This window comes from Cohnella zeiphila (assembly GCF_014212055.1).
Classification (GTDB): Bacteria; Bacillota; Bacilli; order Paenibacillales; family Paenibacillaceae; genus Cohnella; species Cohnella zeiphila.
The window spans coordinates 243,215-258,190 of sequence record NZ_JACJVO010000021.1; the positions used below are offsets into that span (position 1 = coordinate 243,215).

Below are 14,976 nucleotides of genomic sequence, written 5' to 3' on the forward strand. Positions count from 1 at the left end.
TGCGGCTTCGCGATCTTCGCGGGACTTCTTCCAGAATTGAAACGCGCAGAGCTGTGCCAGCGTGTAGTCGATGTTTGGTAGGGTTAAACTGCGTTTACGTATGTTTGGACCGTTTTTCCCGTTGCAAAAGACTCCTCATTCTGAACCATACCCACGAACTCGCGCCAACTTCCCAAGCAACTTAAATACAGACTGCTGCTTACCAAAGCGCATAACCTGAACATTATGCTCATGCAGCTTGCCAAAGACAGGATTTGTTCCTACAAGTGTGAGCGTCGCAAGACCAATTGATTCGACAGACACTTGTTCATCGATCGCAGCCGCTTCCTCGTTCGATCCGATGTCAAGCTTCATTCGCTAAAGGTGAGCGGACTTCATTTGGACAATCACTTTCTGCGACCATTTCTACTGTTTATAATAGCGGTGAAAGCAGGCGTGCTGTCTGATCGATGATGCGCTGTAGATACGAGCGATGTTGCAATTCTTCTATGAGTAAAGGCGTGGAATCCATGAGATCACGCTCGAATTGCTTGGTGAGATCCCGCGCCGTGTCGACACTGTACAACATTTCTAGTATTTCGTAATTCAGTCGAAAGCTTCGCAAATCGTAATTCGCCGAACCGATCCCTGCCATTTCCTCATCAATGATCATCACTTTTGCATGGACCATGCCTTTCTCGTACATATATATGTGAACCCCCGCTTCCAGCAGTTCTCCATAAAAGGAACGGCTCGCAGGTCCCACGATTTTTGGAGTAACATGCCGCGGAACCATCAATCTTACGCATACGCCTCGTGCCACGGCTGTTTTTAAAGCCATGATGATATCCGCATCCGGCACGAAATAAGGCGTCGTGATGTCAAGGGTCCGAGTCGCCTGCGTCATACAAATGAAGTAAGCCTGACGGATGACTTGAGTTGGCACGCCAGGATTACTTTCCAGTGTCTGCAGGTAAGCATGATGCTCCGGACCTGGAGCGTGATCGGCCTCACCCAGGTCAGCTCCCCATTCTCCCGTCGAGGGTGTTAATCCGCCTAAAGGATTGTCGAATTGTGACCTCTGATTTTTATCAGGAGAGGGCTTCAGCGAAGATTTTCTGTTCATCTTTTCCTGCGTCGCGATTTTCCAATGGACATCGAATAGCACTTGTAAATCGTTCGCAGCCTCCCCAAGAATGCGCATATGGGTATCACGCCAGAATCCTACATCGGGCTTTAATCCCGTATACTCATATCCTACATTGATGCCGCCAGTAAAAGCCTCTTTTCCGTCAATCACGACATTCTTGCAATGATCGCGGTAGGTCAAAGCGGGTAGCCAGGGAAAACGAATCGGAAATATCGTCCGACATTCGATTCCAGACTCCATCATCCGATTGATCTGACTGCGCGGAAATTGCCAACTTCCCCAACCGTCTCTAACAAACCGGATCTGCACGCCGGATTTGGCCCGTTCGATCAATACGTCCGTGATCCTTCTGCCGACTTGGTCATCCCGATAAATATAATACTCCACATCAATTGTGTGTTGCCCGTTCTGTAGGGATTCGATGAGCTTCTTATAGGTTTCAATGCCGTTGGTTAGAATTTGGACACGCCCTTTACGATGACCGTGCACGGTCAACGGCCATAATGATGAGGCGATGATCGAGGATGCTCGGCTGAACGAATCAGGCAATGGATCCACTACATCATGCGAAGATGTGAGTCTCTCCCGACGAATTCGCACCGGATTGGCAATGAGGAGATAGATACCGAAACCGATTATCGGCAGAATAAGAGCGATTACCAGCCAATTCAAAGCTTTTGCCGGTTTGCGCACTTCTCGGATGGCTACGATTATCATAAAGAATGCATTCAATATGTAGAGCCCTAAAATCCACATTACAAAAACCTCCTCATAATTATCTCTTACAAATAAGTTGCCCAAATTTCGGGGGAATATCCAATTTGTTAACTGATCGATCTCGAAACTTACACAACTTATTTTTGGAGGAAAGGGGGAAATACCTTCGAATGTGTATTCTGAGCCCTGTTTATGGATAATTGAGGGCCCTGGAGCAGGGATGACCATTATTAAAACTCGCCGCTAACTTTGGTTAGCGGTTGAATATTCAGATCGATTCGAACATTTAGCCGCATCTTCCGCCATTCCTGCAGCCATTCCTCCCTGTCAATCGGCTTGGAAGCCGGGCGTAGCGTCAAGTCTCCGATCTGAAGGGGGTCGACGCCCTCTCGCTGCATCGACTCCAGCAACGCGCGCGTCTGCTGTTCCAACCAGGACTGGATCTCTTTCTTCAGGGCACCTAGTTCACTTCGCTTATACAGATTCCGAGCCCCTCGATACTCCTGGATTCGGCCTCTTAACGCCACCGTAACGGATAGCTCTGAATGGTCCCGGCTTAGCTTCCAGCGCACTTTGGATCGAAGCTGTCCGATCGTCGTGTAATACCGCGGAATCGGGAACAGCTTTAGTACATGCCGGTTGGACAAAAGCTGAAACATTTGATCCTTTGACTTATCCGTATTCGCGACAAGCCTGTCTCGCTTAAAGAAGGCGCTTCCTTCGTAAACAAAATCCGCCTCGTCGGCCTGGAAGATCGGCAGGACAGGATCTGAATAGCGGGAATATACCTTTTTCATAAATTGATGCAAATTGACGATGGTTAGTTCGCCCTGGTTTTTGCGCTCGTAATGTTTGAACATCCGGTATAACGCGTAATCCAGTTGGCTTTGCTCCTTGAGCTGGGAACCGACGTAACGATCGAAATCTCCCTTAACCACCGCAAGGAAGAGCCGCTGGGAAATTTCCGGATTCGTCATCAACGTATTGATGATAGAACCGATGCCTTTTCGCGCCAATGATTCGCTGATGAGCAGAATCCTCAGCTGACCGAGCTTCCATTCACGATCATAACGAAGATTAAAGCCTTTGGTTCCTTGCTCCAAAAGATCGACTTGAAGCGTCAGCAGCTTCTTCGGTTCTTGGATCAGCGGTGGTACCATCGTGCTGATCTTCAGTTTGCCGCCCGTTCCTTCGTCGATCGACCAGAAGATTACCGGTGCCAGTTCCTCGAGGGTGTTCTTCTGAGGCAGCGGCCTGCAGCCGGAGACTGCCACGCAGACGCTTCCGAGAAAAAGAAATAAGGGTAGCCATTTCGTTGCCCGCACGACCTCAAGCACGCCCTTTCCTGCGAATGGCGACCACAAGCAGCAGTGGAACCACCGCATAGCCGGCCGCGCCAAGCCCGATTTGCAGATCCTGCCAGATATTGAGCCGTACTTTCGATTCCCAAGACCATTCATCGGCGCAAGCGATCGCAGCCGTTACGATCGCGCAGCAGACCAGAAACGCCGTTCGTACCGGAGGTCGGTTCGCTCGATTCGCCACGATCCGCACCCCCCCGAAGAACAGCAGAAGGAATAAGGAGAGCGCATAAATAAAATAAATCATATGGATCGGCACGACGAAGATATCGATGCGCTCGAAGATGGGCGATTGGAAGTATCGGGTCATATCGACCACCGGAAAACGAATCGTGCTCAAATAACGGGGACCGTAAAATATAACCGCGGTCGCGAATAAAACCAAGTACTCAAGAATGGTCATGGTGTTGCCGATAGACATGTACTTCAACGGATGCCGCCGAGGATTGAGCCAGGGAGCCAAACAGACCAAATACTCCGGGCCCGACAATGAGGAGAATAAGAGGAGCAATGAGTTCCAATCTCCTGCGGACCAACTTGGCGGCAGGATGGGATACAGATCCCGGATAGAACCATGGCCGGCAAACCAGAAGTAGAGGAACAAGATCAGAATCCAGAATGTGCAGAGAAAAGCAATGACCACGAAACGGATCAAGCTCTCCATACCGTGCATCGCTATAAAGCAAGCGAGCGCTGCCGGGAAGAGAATCAACCACGTACGGTTCATCGTCGGAAAGATGAACTGCTGGATGATGTCTGTGTAGCCAAGCGTTATCACGATGATTTTGACCGTCAGCGCAACCAGACCGATTGCCGCCAGAAAACGGAGCGTCGTACCGCCGAATAAGTTGACGAATCCGCCTCGTCCTTGTTCGGGATATCGGGAAGCGAACCATTTGGAGAGCAGCCACAGGTTGAGTTGCGACAGAACTCCTGCGGCGAATATCGCCCAGATCATATAAGGCTGGACCAGATAGGCAGGAATAACGAGCGCGAAATAGACCATTTGAAGCCGGTTTACGAGCAACATCGCATACAGTCCGCCATAATCGGTCGTCCGGCGGAAGATTGAGAAGGGGGTCACGACGGTTTTCTCCTTTGGCTGTATCTCCACTTATACAAGGGCAGTAAATACGAGGGCCGCTGCCTCATGGCTTTAAGGGGGCCGCGTATGAACAAATCGATCCAGTCTTTGCCCAGAAAAGGCGCGACAGGAGCCAGATAAGGTCGATTCAAGGAAGTCAGACCGTTCAGATGGGCCAACAGGGCAACCATGCCAAGCACCATTCCCGGAACTCCCAGCCAGGAGGCCAGCATGAGGAAAGTCATATGAACGATCAGACTGGACTTGCTTAATACATAATTGGGGGAAAGAAAGGAGGCGATCGCCGATATGCCGGCCAGGACGATCAACACTTTGCTGGCAAAGCCGGCCTCCACGGATGCTTGGCCGATGACGATGCCGCCGATGACGCCAAGCGTTTGGCTCGTCTTGCTCGGCATTCGCAGACTGGCTTCCTTAATGATCTCCAGCGTCATCAGCATGGCCATCGCCTCCCAGAACGGCGACAGCGGCAGCCGGCTCCGCGATTCCAGCAGCACATAAAGGATCTGCAGCGGAATCATCTGATAATGGTAAGTGCATAAGGCAACGTACAGCGGAATTAGTGTGAACGATAAGAAATAGCTGAAGTAGCGTAGGCACCGCAACGAACTGGCCACGATCCAACGGTTGATGTAATCTTCGGGCGACTGAAACAGATTGAAAAAAGTGATCGGCGCGATCAGGGCAAAAGGCGTATTGTCGACGAGGATAACCAGCTTTCCCATATTCAGTGAATTGACACAAGAATCTGGTCGGTCCGACTGCATAAACTGCGGGAACAGGCTCGCGTTATGATCTTCCATAAAGGCGGCGACATGGGAAGAATCGAGAAACATGTCGTAATCGATTTTGGACAGTTTTGCTTTGGCGACGTTCACCAGATCCGGATTCGTGATTCCTTCCAAGTACATAAGAACGACGGTTGTCCGGCTTAAGGTACCGACCAAGAACTTTTCAGCTTTTAGCTTCATTACCGGCAGACGCCGTCGAATCAACGTCATATTTTCGTCGATCTGTTCGCTGAAGCTATCCTTCGGGCCCAGCAGGATCGTCTCCGTCTCCGAAGATTCGATCGCTCGTCCGAGAGGATTTTCCAGTTTGCAGCTTCGCCATATCCCGGTTTCGCCGTCGTAAATGAGGACGGAGCCTTGCATTAATCGGCCGTTCGCTTCGGACTGCAGGGTGAATGGGGAGAGGGTGACGCTCACGCTTCGGACCCACGAGCCCGGCTCTTGGCCGTTCGTGTCTTCTCTTTCGCTCCCAATTGTCGACAACGGTTCGAGCACGGCTTCGTTTAACCGTTCGGAGTCGATCAGTGTAATGACGTAAACAATCGTCAACGATCGTCCGTTCGGGAGTGGGCATTCTTGCACTTCGGCATCTGCCATGCAGTCTAACGATTGACAGAGCGCTTCCAATCGAACGGGAACATCGAGAGCTTGCTCTAGGTTAGCGTCAGACGAACTGAGTCGATCGGTTCCCGATAATTTGCGCTTCAAAACGAAGACCCCTTCCCTGTAAGTCAAAGCTTAGCCAATCCCCTCAGTGGTGGATGTTGGTTAGTATGGGCGGGGGCTGAAAAATTATCCAACTGCAACACATGTTCGTGCCCATAAAGAAAGTGAAGGAAATATCGTTGTCGTTCGCGGATTGAAATAGGGCGCGAGGGTACATTAATTCTGGTTAGACACCTATAGAAACCGAAACGCGGCTTTCGATCGTACTCGGATGCGGTCCGGTGGGGCTGCTTGCGCAGAAATTTTGCTGGCTCAAAGGCGCCAAACGCGTCATCGCGGTAGATTATATCGATTATCGGCTGCAGCATGCCAAGCGGAATAATCACGTGGAGACGGTCAACTTCGAATCGCAGCCGGAAATCGACGGCTACTTAAAGGAGATAACGAAGGGCGGCGCCGATGTGGTCATCGATGCCGTAGGGGTGGACGGCAAGATGAGCGATCTGGAGTTTCTCGCCAGCGGCTTGAAGCTTCAGGGAGGCTCGCTCGGCGCGCTTATCACAGCTACTCAGGCAGTTCGGAAGGGCGGAACGATCCAAATTACCGGCGTTTACGGCGGCAGGTATAACGGCTTCCCGTTAGGCGACATCATGCAGCGCAACGTCAACATCCGGTCCGGCCAAGCTCCGGTCATTCACTACATGCCCCATATGTACGAGCTGGTCGCCAGTGGCAAAGTGGACCCGGGCGATATTATCACGCACGTGATTCCTCTCGGCGAAGCCAAGCACGGCTACGACATCTTCGACACCAAATCGGATAACTGCATCAAGGTCATTCTCAAACCATAGCGCGGAAGGGACGACTTGCCATGGAATTGCACGAGACGCTGGAGGTTCACGAGATCACCATGTAACCAACTGTCTGACCAAATCCAAGACGAAGCAGGCCCTGGTATCGGATCCGGAGCTCAAATGGCTGATGACACAGGATATCAAGGTATCAAGTAAAAAAGGGACCCGACAGCTGAGAGAACTGAGCGCGATTCTGACCAAAGCCGGGGAAAGGGGGGACGACCGTATGAACAGGATGATTGAATATTTGACAGGCATGAACGTACTCACCGATCAAGTCATCGCGACCGATCTGCTCATCGCCGCGAAGAGCGGCGTCCGGAACTACGCGATGGCCGTCACCGAAACGACTAGTCCGGAAATTAGGCAGACGTTGATCCGACAATTGGATGAAGCGATCGACATGCATGAACAAATGGTGAACTACATGATCGGCAAAGATTGGTATCACCCTTGGGATGCGGAAGAGCAGCTTCGACTGGACCTGAAGAATGCTGAAACCGCGCTGAATTTGCATTAGAATCACTGGAATATTCGCCAAACTCGAAAGCCTTAGCCCCGTACGAGGCTTCTTCATTAGGGCCGTACACGCTCCAGCGACGCGTTCTCTTGTGGAACTGCATTTCATAGTTCCTATTATTACTTCACTGTTCCTTAAATTCTCTCAGTACACGGTTTAAGTGAACAGCATCTATCAATTTGTCTTTCCGCAGGATGGCTTCAAGCAAGGCGGCCGTACATACGTTGTTAACTTCACGGCTAATCCCCCGTAAAAAATTGATATAACAACGTAAAGGACTTTTTCTGCAGTTGACGAATTATTTAAATTGTCGGTAATCAACAAAAAGGAAGACTATAAAATTATGGATAGACTGAATGAACGGCAAATTTCCCCCATATATACCTTATTTGCAAGGAATGTAACCGATGTCTCCCCAGCTATGAAACTATGCTATCAAATCTATAATCGTAGTTAACCTATGTGCTAATGTTGTCGCGAAGATTAGTACGGTGATCCCGTGCACAAAGCGCTTCATTTGTCCGAAAGCTATCGAAACCCTAATCAACTTGGAATCCTCGCAAGGTCAATATTCATGCACAAAGAAAATATTGCAGAAGATTGTCGAACCATGGCATAATGTGGTAAAGCTTAACAATTGAAATGGCAAACCCATTGAAAGATGGGGACGCAAAGCCACGGGCCTAAGACGCATGTGCGTTATGGTTGCCAGGTTGCCGTGTGTTGAGCTTTTTGCGTTGTCTCGAGTCTGTTGGGGGATTAGAGTGGTGAGAACGGCGATAGTCCCCGATTCGATAAATTCACCCACGATACCACAGGTACTTTGTCATCTCATCATCTACGAGTAGGGGGAGGTAACAATGGGGATGCAACAATTAGAGAAAGATTTAAGAGGAGCACTGGAACGTCAAGAGTTCCAACTGTACTACCAGCCAAAATTGGATTTGGCTTCGGGGAAAATCACAGGCGTTGAAGCATTGATCCGATGGGAGCATCCAGAACAAGGACTGCTATCTCCAACACAGTTTATTCCCCTCACAGAAGAGACTAATCTGATTTCCCCCATCGGGGAATGGGTGTTGCGAACCGCTTGTACTCAGAGCAAGGCATGGCAGGATGCAGGTGTCCCAACACTTATCATGGCAGTCAACCTCTCTGTACGTCAACTTTATCAACCTGATTTTGTGGAAAGTGTAGTAAGCATTTTGCATGAGACAGGGCTTGTTCCATCGTATCTGGAGCTTGAAATTACGGAATACATGACGATGGATATTTCCCGAATTGTTCCAATTCTAAGACGCTTAAAAAATATAGGTATAAAAATCAGTTTGGACGACTTCGGGATAGGGTATAGTTCCCTGTTTAATTTCAAAGAATTGCCGATTGACATTATAAAAATTGATCAATGTTTTGTGAATAACTGCTTGGTTGACATGAAGGATGCAACGATTGTCAAGGCAATTATTGCAATGGGGCATGAATTAAATGTTGAGGTCGTTGCTGAAGGGATCGAATCGAAAGAGCAATTGATATTTCTCCAACAAAACCTCTGCGATTTAGGGCAAGGTTATTTGCTTAGCAAACCTTTGCCGCCATCGGAATTTCTGGTGGCATTCCATCAAATAGAGAAGATTATTAGCAGAGATGGAATACCTTCAGCATTATGCAGAGAAAAATGGCTACAAGAAGCTTTACACAAAACAATGCAGGAATTAGCCATTACGTTGAGAAACCAGCAAGGTATGACTTTTAAGTTGACACGGCATGATGAAAAATTTATTCATACTTTGTGTGATGGTGAATTGTTATATCGCATGGGTCTAACACCCGAACAAGTCGTAGGAAAGGAGCCTCATGAATTCCTCCCGCTCAATGATGCTAAACGGAAGTCTCAATATTACGAAAGAGCTTGGGGTGGCGAGGAAAACGTCACTTACGAAGGTCAATACAACGGAATTTGGTATTTGGCTTCCTTACGCCCTATCCATAGAGGGGGACAAGTGGTAGAGGTAATCGGCTCGGCTGTTGATATAAGTGATCGTATCAAAAAAGAAAGGGAAGCGTCCCTTCTCTCACAATACCTCGTGGAGCAAGAGTCAAAATACCGATTGATTGCGGAGAATTCACAAGACCTTATTGCCATCTTGGATACAAATGGCGTACTACAGTACGCTTCGCCATCTCACATTCGGGTGTTCGAGGGGGAAGCTTCCCAATTTGATGGAAACTACGTTTTCTCTATGGTACACCCCGATGATCTTGCACTCATCAGAGAACGTTGGGATGAAATAATATCCACCAAGACTTCGGTACGCATTGAGTGGCGATTCGTTAAAGTGGACGGGACCTGCATTTGGCTCGAATGCATATGGACTCCCATTTTAACGTCCGATGGTAAGATTGATAGCATTTTGGTAACTGGTCGGGAAATTACAGAACGCAAGGTACAGGAACGGAAACTCCGTGAGAGCGAACAACGGTATCGTGATATCTCTGAACGTCTCGCTGAGAGAGAAGAAAAGTATCGTTTTATTGCCGAAAATACGCAGGATTTAGTCGGTGTCGTGGATATGGAAGGTATAATTTTATACGCCTCGCCGTCCCATGAATTGGTCTTGGGGTTTCCGTCCAGCGAATATGAAGGGAATTCTGCTTTTAATTTCGTTCATCCTGACGATCTTGCGTACGTTAAGAAGCAATTCGATGACATGGTTACATTAGAATCAACGTTCGATTTTGAGTGGAGGTGTAAAAAAGCAGATGGCAGTTGGGTATATATCGAAACCAGAGGCACTCCTATATTTGATGAAGGTTGCAAAGTAGTGCAATGCGTGTACGGGTCTCGTGATATTTCGGAAAGAAAGAAAGCAGAAGAACTCCTTCTACGAACTGAAAAGCTTTCGGTAGTAGGTCAAATGGCGGCAGGGGTTGCACATGAGTTTAGAAATCCTCTAACCTCGATCAAGGGATTCGCCCAGATGTTACAACAAGGTAACGAAAAACCAGGGTATATTGAATTGATTCTATCTGAGGTTCGGAGATTGGAAGCTATAGTGTGGGAATTTTTAACACTTGCCAAACCCCAAGCTCCGAAAATGCAGGAAGTTGATGCGGCGGTTGTTTTACAACAGGCGGTGTTGTTATTCAGTACACAATCCATATTAAACAACATTGAAATTATGGAAGAACACGACTCGGAAACACCACGTATCTACTGCGATGAGAATCAAATCAAGCAAGTGTTTATTAACATTCTCCAGAATGCGGTTGACGCTATGCCAAACGGTGGAATCATCAAAACACAGATTCTGTGCCACGATTCAGTGTTTATCAGATATCGATTTATTGATCAAGGATGTGGCATTTCATCGGAACGAATTAAATCCATTGGAGAACCCTTTTATAGTTTCAAAGAAAAGGGGACAGGATTAGGTTTGATGGTCAGCAATAAGATTGTCCACGAACACGGGGGGAGTATTCACATCGAAAGCACGGTCAACGAAGGAACCATTGTTGATGTGATTTTACCCATCATGGACACTATAGTAGTTGAACACTGATTATCCGATATCTTGCATGACCACGGAATAGACGAACGGCAAACCTGGACGAAAGTCAGGGACGCAAAGGCCACGAGGAAAGTTGTCTATGATCGACGGGTTGCCGAGATGACATATCTTGTATTAGCCTCCTAACCATTCGCCCAAAATAAACATCCAAATGGGGCGGCACTCCAAATGAACTTCAAAACTGTTGTTGCCGGAATTTCTGAAATACCACGTCCACTCAACGATGTAACCTCTTAAAAAACAAAAAAGTTCGACACACTACAACAAGAGTTTAATTTGTGGATAACACAATAATTACAAATGGACTTTTAACAAACAGCTGCTGAGACAATTCGTCAAGGAGCATTTCAGGAGTCTAGTTGGAACCGAGCACTTTTTGTGGAACAAAGAAGGGAACGGCTTTGCCATGATGCTCTTGCATGACATGAAGCAGTTGAACGTTGGACCTCTGTCAAGAAAGTGGACACTGTTTTAAGAATGAGTTAGGATGCCGTACTCGTGTGAAATTGTTCGCGAAACCGAGCCGGTGACAGGTAGCCCAGCGAACTGTGAATCCGTTTGCGATTGTAAAAAAGGGGTCAGTCCCAATTTTGTGTATACGCTTTTTATAGGAACCTCCCCCGAGGGGTCGGGCACCTAGCGAAGATGCTACCCGACCCGGTCCGGGAAAAAGACGGAAAGCTGGAGGGTGATCAGAATATCCTGAAAATCTTCAATGCCGTGACGTTCGATTGATGCTTCTTCACAACCAGCGGCTCGAAGGCGCCTTCGCGGTCCTGGAGGAACGGCGATCTCCTGCTCGCCGTTCGCTGGTGCGTTTTCCGGCTTTTGCCGTTGCGACTATTCGTTGTCTGCTTGTTTTTCGCGCCATGCTTCTCGTAGCCCAAATACGTATCCATTTCTGCTTCCAGCATCTCCTGCAGCGTCTCGGCAAACAGATCCTTCAGCGCGTTCTGGGTATCCTGCGCCGTCACCAATTGTTTCTCCTTGATAAACGCGCGCAGCTGCTCGTTGGTCTATAATCCCATGTGTGCTCCCCAACCTTTCATCTCATTCCATTGTATTGGTTTTGGGAGTTTACACAATCTATTATACAGACTCTTGGCGTCATCGTTACTACATAAATAGTTAAGATGCCACTTTAGTAAAACTGAATTTACACCACTTTTTTTCACATAACTACTTAACCTATATTAATTCATAATAGCGATCAGATTTCTATCCCCATAACTGATGAGGAAGGGCCAACATCTGTCGATACACTTGTCTCGTACCAGCGTTCAGCGTCAGCTGCACGCTTCTTTTCGGCTTGATTGTTTATATACACCGCATCTTTGCCGAGCAGTAGATGCGTCGGCAGGTCGTCGGTATAGGCAAGTTGCAGAATGACCTGCGCCACCTTTTCAGGGTCGCTATTCTCTTGGCCCCAATGACTCTCAAGCAAACGAAGTTTTTCTCCTACCGATGGCTCATAGTCTGGTAAGAATTTCGGCCGATTTTCTGTCGCCCGTTTTCCCCAATTGGTTCGCATGGATCCTGGCTCTACAGCACAAACTTTGACTCCAAACGGCGCAGTTTCTTGCGCCAACGCTTCGGTGAAGCCACCGACTGCCCACTTTGCAGCGTGATAAGCGGTACCGCCTGCGACAGCAAAACGACCGCCGACCGAAGAAATTTGAATGATATGACCGCTGCGTTGCTTCCGCATCATTGGCAGCGCTGCCCGGGTGAGATGAATCACTCCGTAAAAGCAGGTATCCACCAATTTCTTGAAATCCTCGGCGCTTGTTTCTTCAAATGATCGAACATCTCCGTATCCAGCGTTGTTTACAAGAACATCAAGTCGTCCGAATGAGCCTAGTGCTGCATGAACGGCTGACTTTGCCGCATTTTCGTCAGTCACATCCAGAGATGCAACACGAATTTGATCGCCATATCGTTCAACTAGATCAGCCAGTTGCTCAGGCTTCCGGGCTGTTGCAACAATACGATCACCTTTAGCGAGCACAGCCTCCGTGATGTTCCGCCCTAAGCCGTTGGTGCAACCAGTGACTAACCATACTTTTGACATTTAATCATCTCCTTGACTAATGAAATTTTTCCATATACAAACCTTATAAAGATGGTCTTTGTTTACTTCATTTTAATTTGATTTATAATTGGGATGATAGTTGGATTGTGCTCATTTATTGCCTAAAACTACGATTTGCATACAAAAAAATGAAGAGGGATATCGAAGAGAGGGAAACTACGATGATCTTCCATTCAAAAGCACCCAACTCTGTGCTGAATCGTCTTCTACACTTAATTTCACAGTTTTCAATTACCCATGGAACCTTCGAGACTAACATTCCCTTTCTTTCATTGCTAAGAGAGGTTAAGCCTACTGTCGTCGAATATGGATTTCTTAATCCTTCCATATGTATCGTAATCCAAGGCAATAAAAAAGTGGTTATAGGCAAAAAATCGATTGAATACGGGGCAGGAAACTATATTGCTTCAAGCATTGACATGCCGATTAAGGGGCAGGTTTCAAAAGCTTCGCCTGAAACACCTTATACGGCAATTAGGATTGCTTTTACTTCAGAAGAGATTGCATCAGTGGTATTAGAAGCTAATATTATACCCGCAGAAGTGAATCATTTAAGAGAGGGTGCATTCGTTGGGAATATAGGGCGTGAGGTACTCATGGTGCTTGAAAGGCTCCTTAATCTCTCCTCTGATTCTCAAGCGGCTGCCTTTCTAACTCCAGCAATGAAACGAGAGATCATCTACCGCCTTCTAACTGGAGAAGATGGAGAAATGTTCTATAATAATATGCTCTTACATCATGAAGCTTCAGGTGTCAGTAAAGCAATCCACTATGTTAAAGCTAATTTCGAGCGTTCGCTTACGGTGGATCAGATTGCCCGTGTCGGCAACATGAGTGTTTCGACTTTACATCACAAATTCAAGGCAATAACCACATTGACCCCCATACAATATCAAAAGCAACTGAGGCTTCAAGAAGCACGAAGAATCCTTTTAAGCGGCGGAGCTGATGTGACCAGAGCTGCCTTTCAGGTCGGCTATGAAAGCTTGACACAATTTAATCGTGAATACAAACGACTTTTCGGTCTGCCGCCCCTAAAAGATATTCAAGCTATTCGAACAAAACCAAACGTAAATGTAAAGCAGTCAACTCGCCCTTGAATCGAGAAATTCTCCTTCGTTCTGATGTTGTGGGCATCTTCCCAAATCGTGAGTCAGCCATCCGTCTCATCGGAGCAATCCTGAGGAGCAGCAGGGCGAATGGAGTGTGGCTCGACGTTATTTCTTTTTTTGCAGTCGCGAACCACGAGTACAAACGGTCCTTTACGTGTGATTGGTGAGATTCAAGAGCAAAAATAAAGAGGGCTCGTATGCCCACATTGCAAAAGCCATGACGTCGTTCGTTTCGGAACGTACATAGTTAAAGCTCGTACAAAGGCGGTAAACCGACAGCGTTACCGTTGCAAATCATGCCTTCTAACCTTCAATGACCTCACGAATACGCCTCTCCAGAGGACACGGCGATCTCACCTGTGGGTTCAGTTTATTGAACTCATGATAAAGGGCTTTTACTCCGCAAATGCGCCGACCTAATGTACGAGGAAGTATCGTATGTGACTTTGTTTTACTGGCGTCATAAGATTCAGATTCTCGCTGCGTTGAAGCAAATTCCAACCGAAGTATTCCAAGGAATCGTCGAAATGGACGAGACCTACTTTCTATACTCTGAAAAAGGCAGACGTAGCATCTCCGAACGGGAGCCGAGTAAGCGCGGTGGTAAAGCTAAACAACGTGGCATCAGCAATGACCAGGTTTGTGTAATGGTCGCCCGTGACCGTCAGAAGATGACCTTCTCTGGTGTTCTTAGGCGTGGGCGCATCCGCACAACGAAACTAGATGAATCAATGGGTACTAATCTGTCCAGCTCCAACGTACTTTGCACGGATTCCTGGCGAGCGTTCAGTTCCTATGCCAATCAAAAGGGGTTGGTTCATTATAGTTTCAAGTCCGATGGAAAACAACGTGTCAAAGGCGTTTACCATATCCAGAACGTAAATAGCTACCATAGCCGTCTAAAAGATGGATAAACCGCTTCAATGGGGTTGCAACAAAGTATTTGGAGCATTATTTGGCGTGGATCCGCTATCTCGATAGCAAGGACTTTGAGAATATAACGTCGAATAAGAAGAACATGCTGGTGGCTTCATACCTGTTTTCTATGAAGGACACGAAC

Annotated in this window: 9 protein-coding genes, 3 pseudogenes and 2 riboswitches; of the genes and pseudogenes, 6 read left to right on the forward strand and 6 right to left on the reverse strand. The window is 47.5% G+C overall.

Going from position 1 to position 14,976, the window contains the following annotated elements:
* Positions 1-412: 412 nt before the first annotated feature.
* The 4 genes from H7C18_RS17730 to H7C18_RS17745 form a co-directional block, all read right to left on the reverse strand.
* Complete coding sequence (locus H7C18_RS17730) at positions 413-1,885, reverse strand: phospholipase D-like domain-containing protein (RefSeq protein ID WP_185130415.1); 1,473 nt, start codon at positions 1,883-1,885, stop codon at positions 413-415.
* Positions 1,886-2,076: 191 nt separating this feature from the next.
* Positions 2,077-3,231: a Ger(x)C family spore germination protein gene (locus H7C18_RS17735; RefSeq protein ID WP_202887128.1), complete on the reverse strand. Its 1,155-nt coding sequence runs from the start codon at positions 3,229-3,231 to the stop codon at positions 2,077-2,079.
* Complete coding sequence (locus tag H7C18_RS17740; protein WP_337913691.1) at positions 3,176-4,291, reverse strand: GerAB/ArcD/ProY family transporter; 1,116 nt, start codon at positions 4,289-4,291, stop codon at positions 3,176-3,178. Before H7C18_RS17740 ends, H7C18_RS17735 begins: the two co-directional genes overlap by 56 nt.
* Positions 4,288-5,838 (reverse strand): spore germination protein, encoded by a 1,551-nt coding sequence (locus H7C18_RS17745; RefSeq protein ID WP_420481869.1) that lies wholly within the window; start codon positions 5,836-5,838, stop codon positions 4,288-4,290. The genes H7C18_RS17740 and H7C18_RS17745 overlap by 4 nt, the downstream gene beginning before the upstream one ends.
* Before the next feature lie 191 nt (positions 5,839-6,029).
* On the opposite strand from H7C18_RS17745, the pseudogene H7C18_RS17750 reads away from it, so the two are divergent.
* The 3 genes and pseudogenes from H7C18_RS17750 to H7C18_RS17760 all read left to right on the forward strand — a co-directional run.
* Positions 6,030-6,620 (forward strand): annotated as a pseudogene (locus H7C18_RS17750) (zinc-binding dehydrogenase); the annotation flags it as partial.
* Between the two features lie 229 nt (positions 6,621-6,849).
* On the forward strand, positions 6,850-7,143 hold the full coding sequence (locus H7C18_RS17755) for a spore coat protein (RefSeq protein ID WP_185130418.1): 294 nt from the start codon (positions 6,850-6,852) through the stop codon (positions 7,141-7,143).
* 634 nt (positions 7,144-7,777) lie between these two features.
* Positions 7,778-7,864: riboswitch (cyclic di-GMP riboswitch) on the forward strand.
* A 139-nt stretch (positions 7,865-8,003) separates the two neighbouring features.
* Positions 8,004-10,703, forward strand: a complete 2,700-nt coding sequence (locus H7C18_RS17760) for an EAL domain-containing protein (protein ID WP_185130419.1) — start codon at positions 8,004-8,006, stop codon at positions 10,701-10,703.
* A 27-nt stretch (positions 10,704-10,730) separates the two neighbouring features.
* A riboswitch (cyclic di-GMP riboswitch) is annotated at positions 10,731-10,811 on the forward strand.
* Positions 10,812-11,404: 593 nt separating this feature from the next.
* On the opposite strand, the gene H7C18_RS17765 is transcribed toward H7C18_RS17760, so the two are convergent.
* A complete protein-coding gene (locus tag H7C18_RS17765; protein ID WP_273387012.1) occupies positions 11,405-11,716 on the reverse strand; it encodes a transposase in 312 nt (103 codons plus the stop codon).
* 206 nt (positions 11,717-11,922) lie between these two features.
* Positions 11,923-12,783 (reverse strand): SDR family NAD(P)-dependent oxidoreductase, encoded by an 861-nt coding sequence (locus tag H7C18_RS17770; protein WP_185130421.1) that lies wholly within the window; start codon positions 12,781-12,783, stop codon positions 11,923-11,925.
* Positions 12,784-12,965: 182 nt separating this feature from the next.
* On the opposite strand from H7C18_RS17770, the gene H7C18_RS17775 reads away from it, so the two are divergent.
* From H7C18_RS17775 to H7C18_RS17785, 3 genes and pseudogenes are all read left to right on the forward strand, one after another.
* On the forward strand, positions 12,966-13,904 hold the full coding sequence (locus tag H7C18_RS17775; RefSeq protein WP_185130422.1) for an AraC family transcriptional regulator: 939 nt from the start codon (positions 12,966-12,968) through the stop codon (positions 13,902-13,904).
* Positions 13,901-14,076: pseudogene (locus H7C18_RS17780) on the forward strand (transposase); the annotation flags it as partial. The gene H7C18_RS17775 and the pseudogene H7C18_RS17780, both read left to right, overlap by 4 nt.
* A pseudogene (locus H7C18_RS17785) lies at positions 14,004-14,965 on the forward strand (IS1595 family transposase). The pseudogenes H7C18_RS17780 and H7C18_RS17785, both read left to right, overlap by 73 nt.
* The last annotated feature ends 11 nt before the right edge of the window (positions 14,966-14,976 follow it).

Bases quoted from the DNA above. Each gene is read 5' to 3' on its own strand.
- H7C18_RS17760 (WP_185130419.1), top strand. From the start codon at position 8,004: ATGGGGATGCAACAATTAGAGAAAGATTTAAGAGGAGCACTGGAACGT.
- H7C18_RS17755 (WP_185130418.1), top strand. From the start codon at position 6,850: ATGAACAGGATGATTGAATATTTGACAGGCATGAACGTACTCACCGAT.
- H7C18_RS17735 (WP_202887128.1), bottom strand. From the start codon at position 3,231: ATGCGGTGGTTCCACTGCTGCTTGTGGTCGCCATTCGCAGGAAAGGGC.
- H7C18_RS17770 (WP_185130421.1), bottom strand. From the start codon at position 12,783: ATGTCAAAAGTATGGTTAGTCACTGGTTGCACCAACGGCTTAGGGCGG.
- H7C18_RS17730 (WP_185130415.1), bottom strand. From the start codon at position 1,885: ATGTGGATTTTAGGGCTCTACATATTGAATGCATTCTTTATGATAATC.
- H7C18_RS17775 (WP_185130422.1), top strand. From the start codon at position 12,966: ATGATCTTCCATTCAAAAGCACCCAACTCTGTGCTGAATCGTCTTCTA.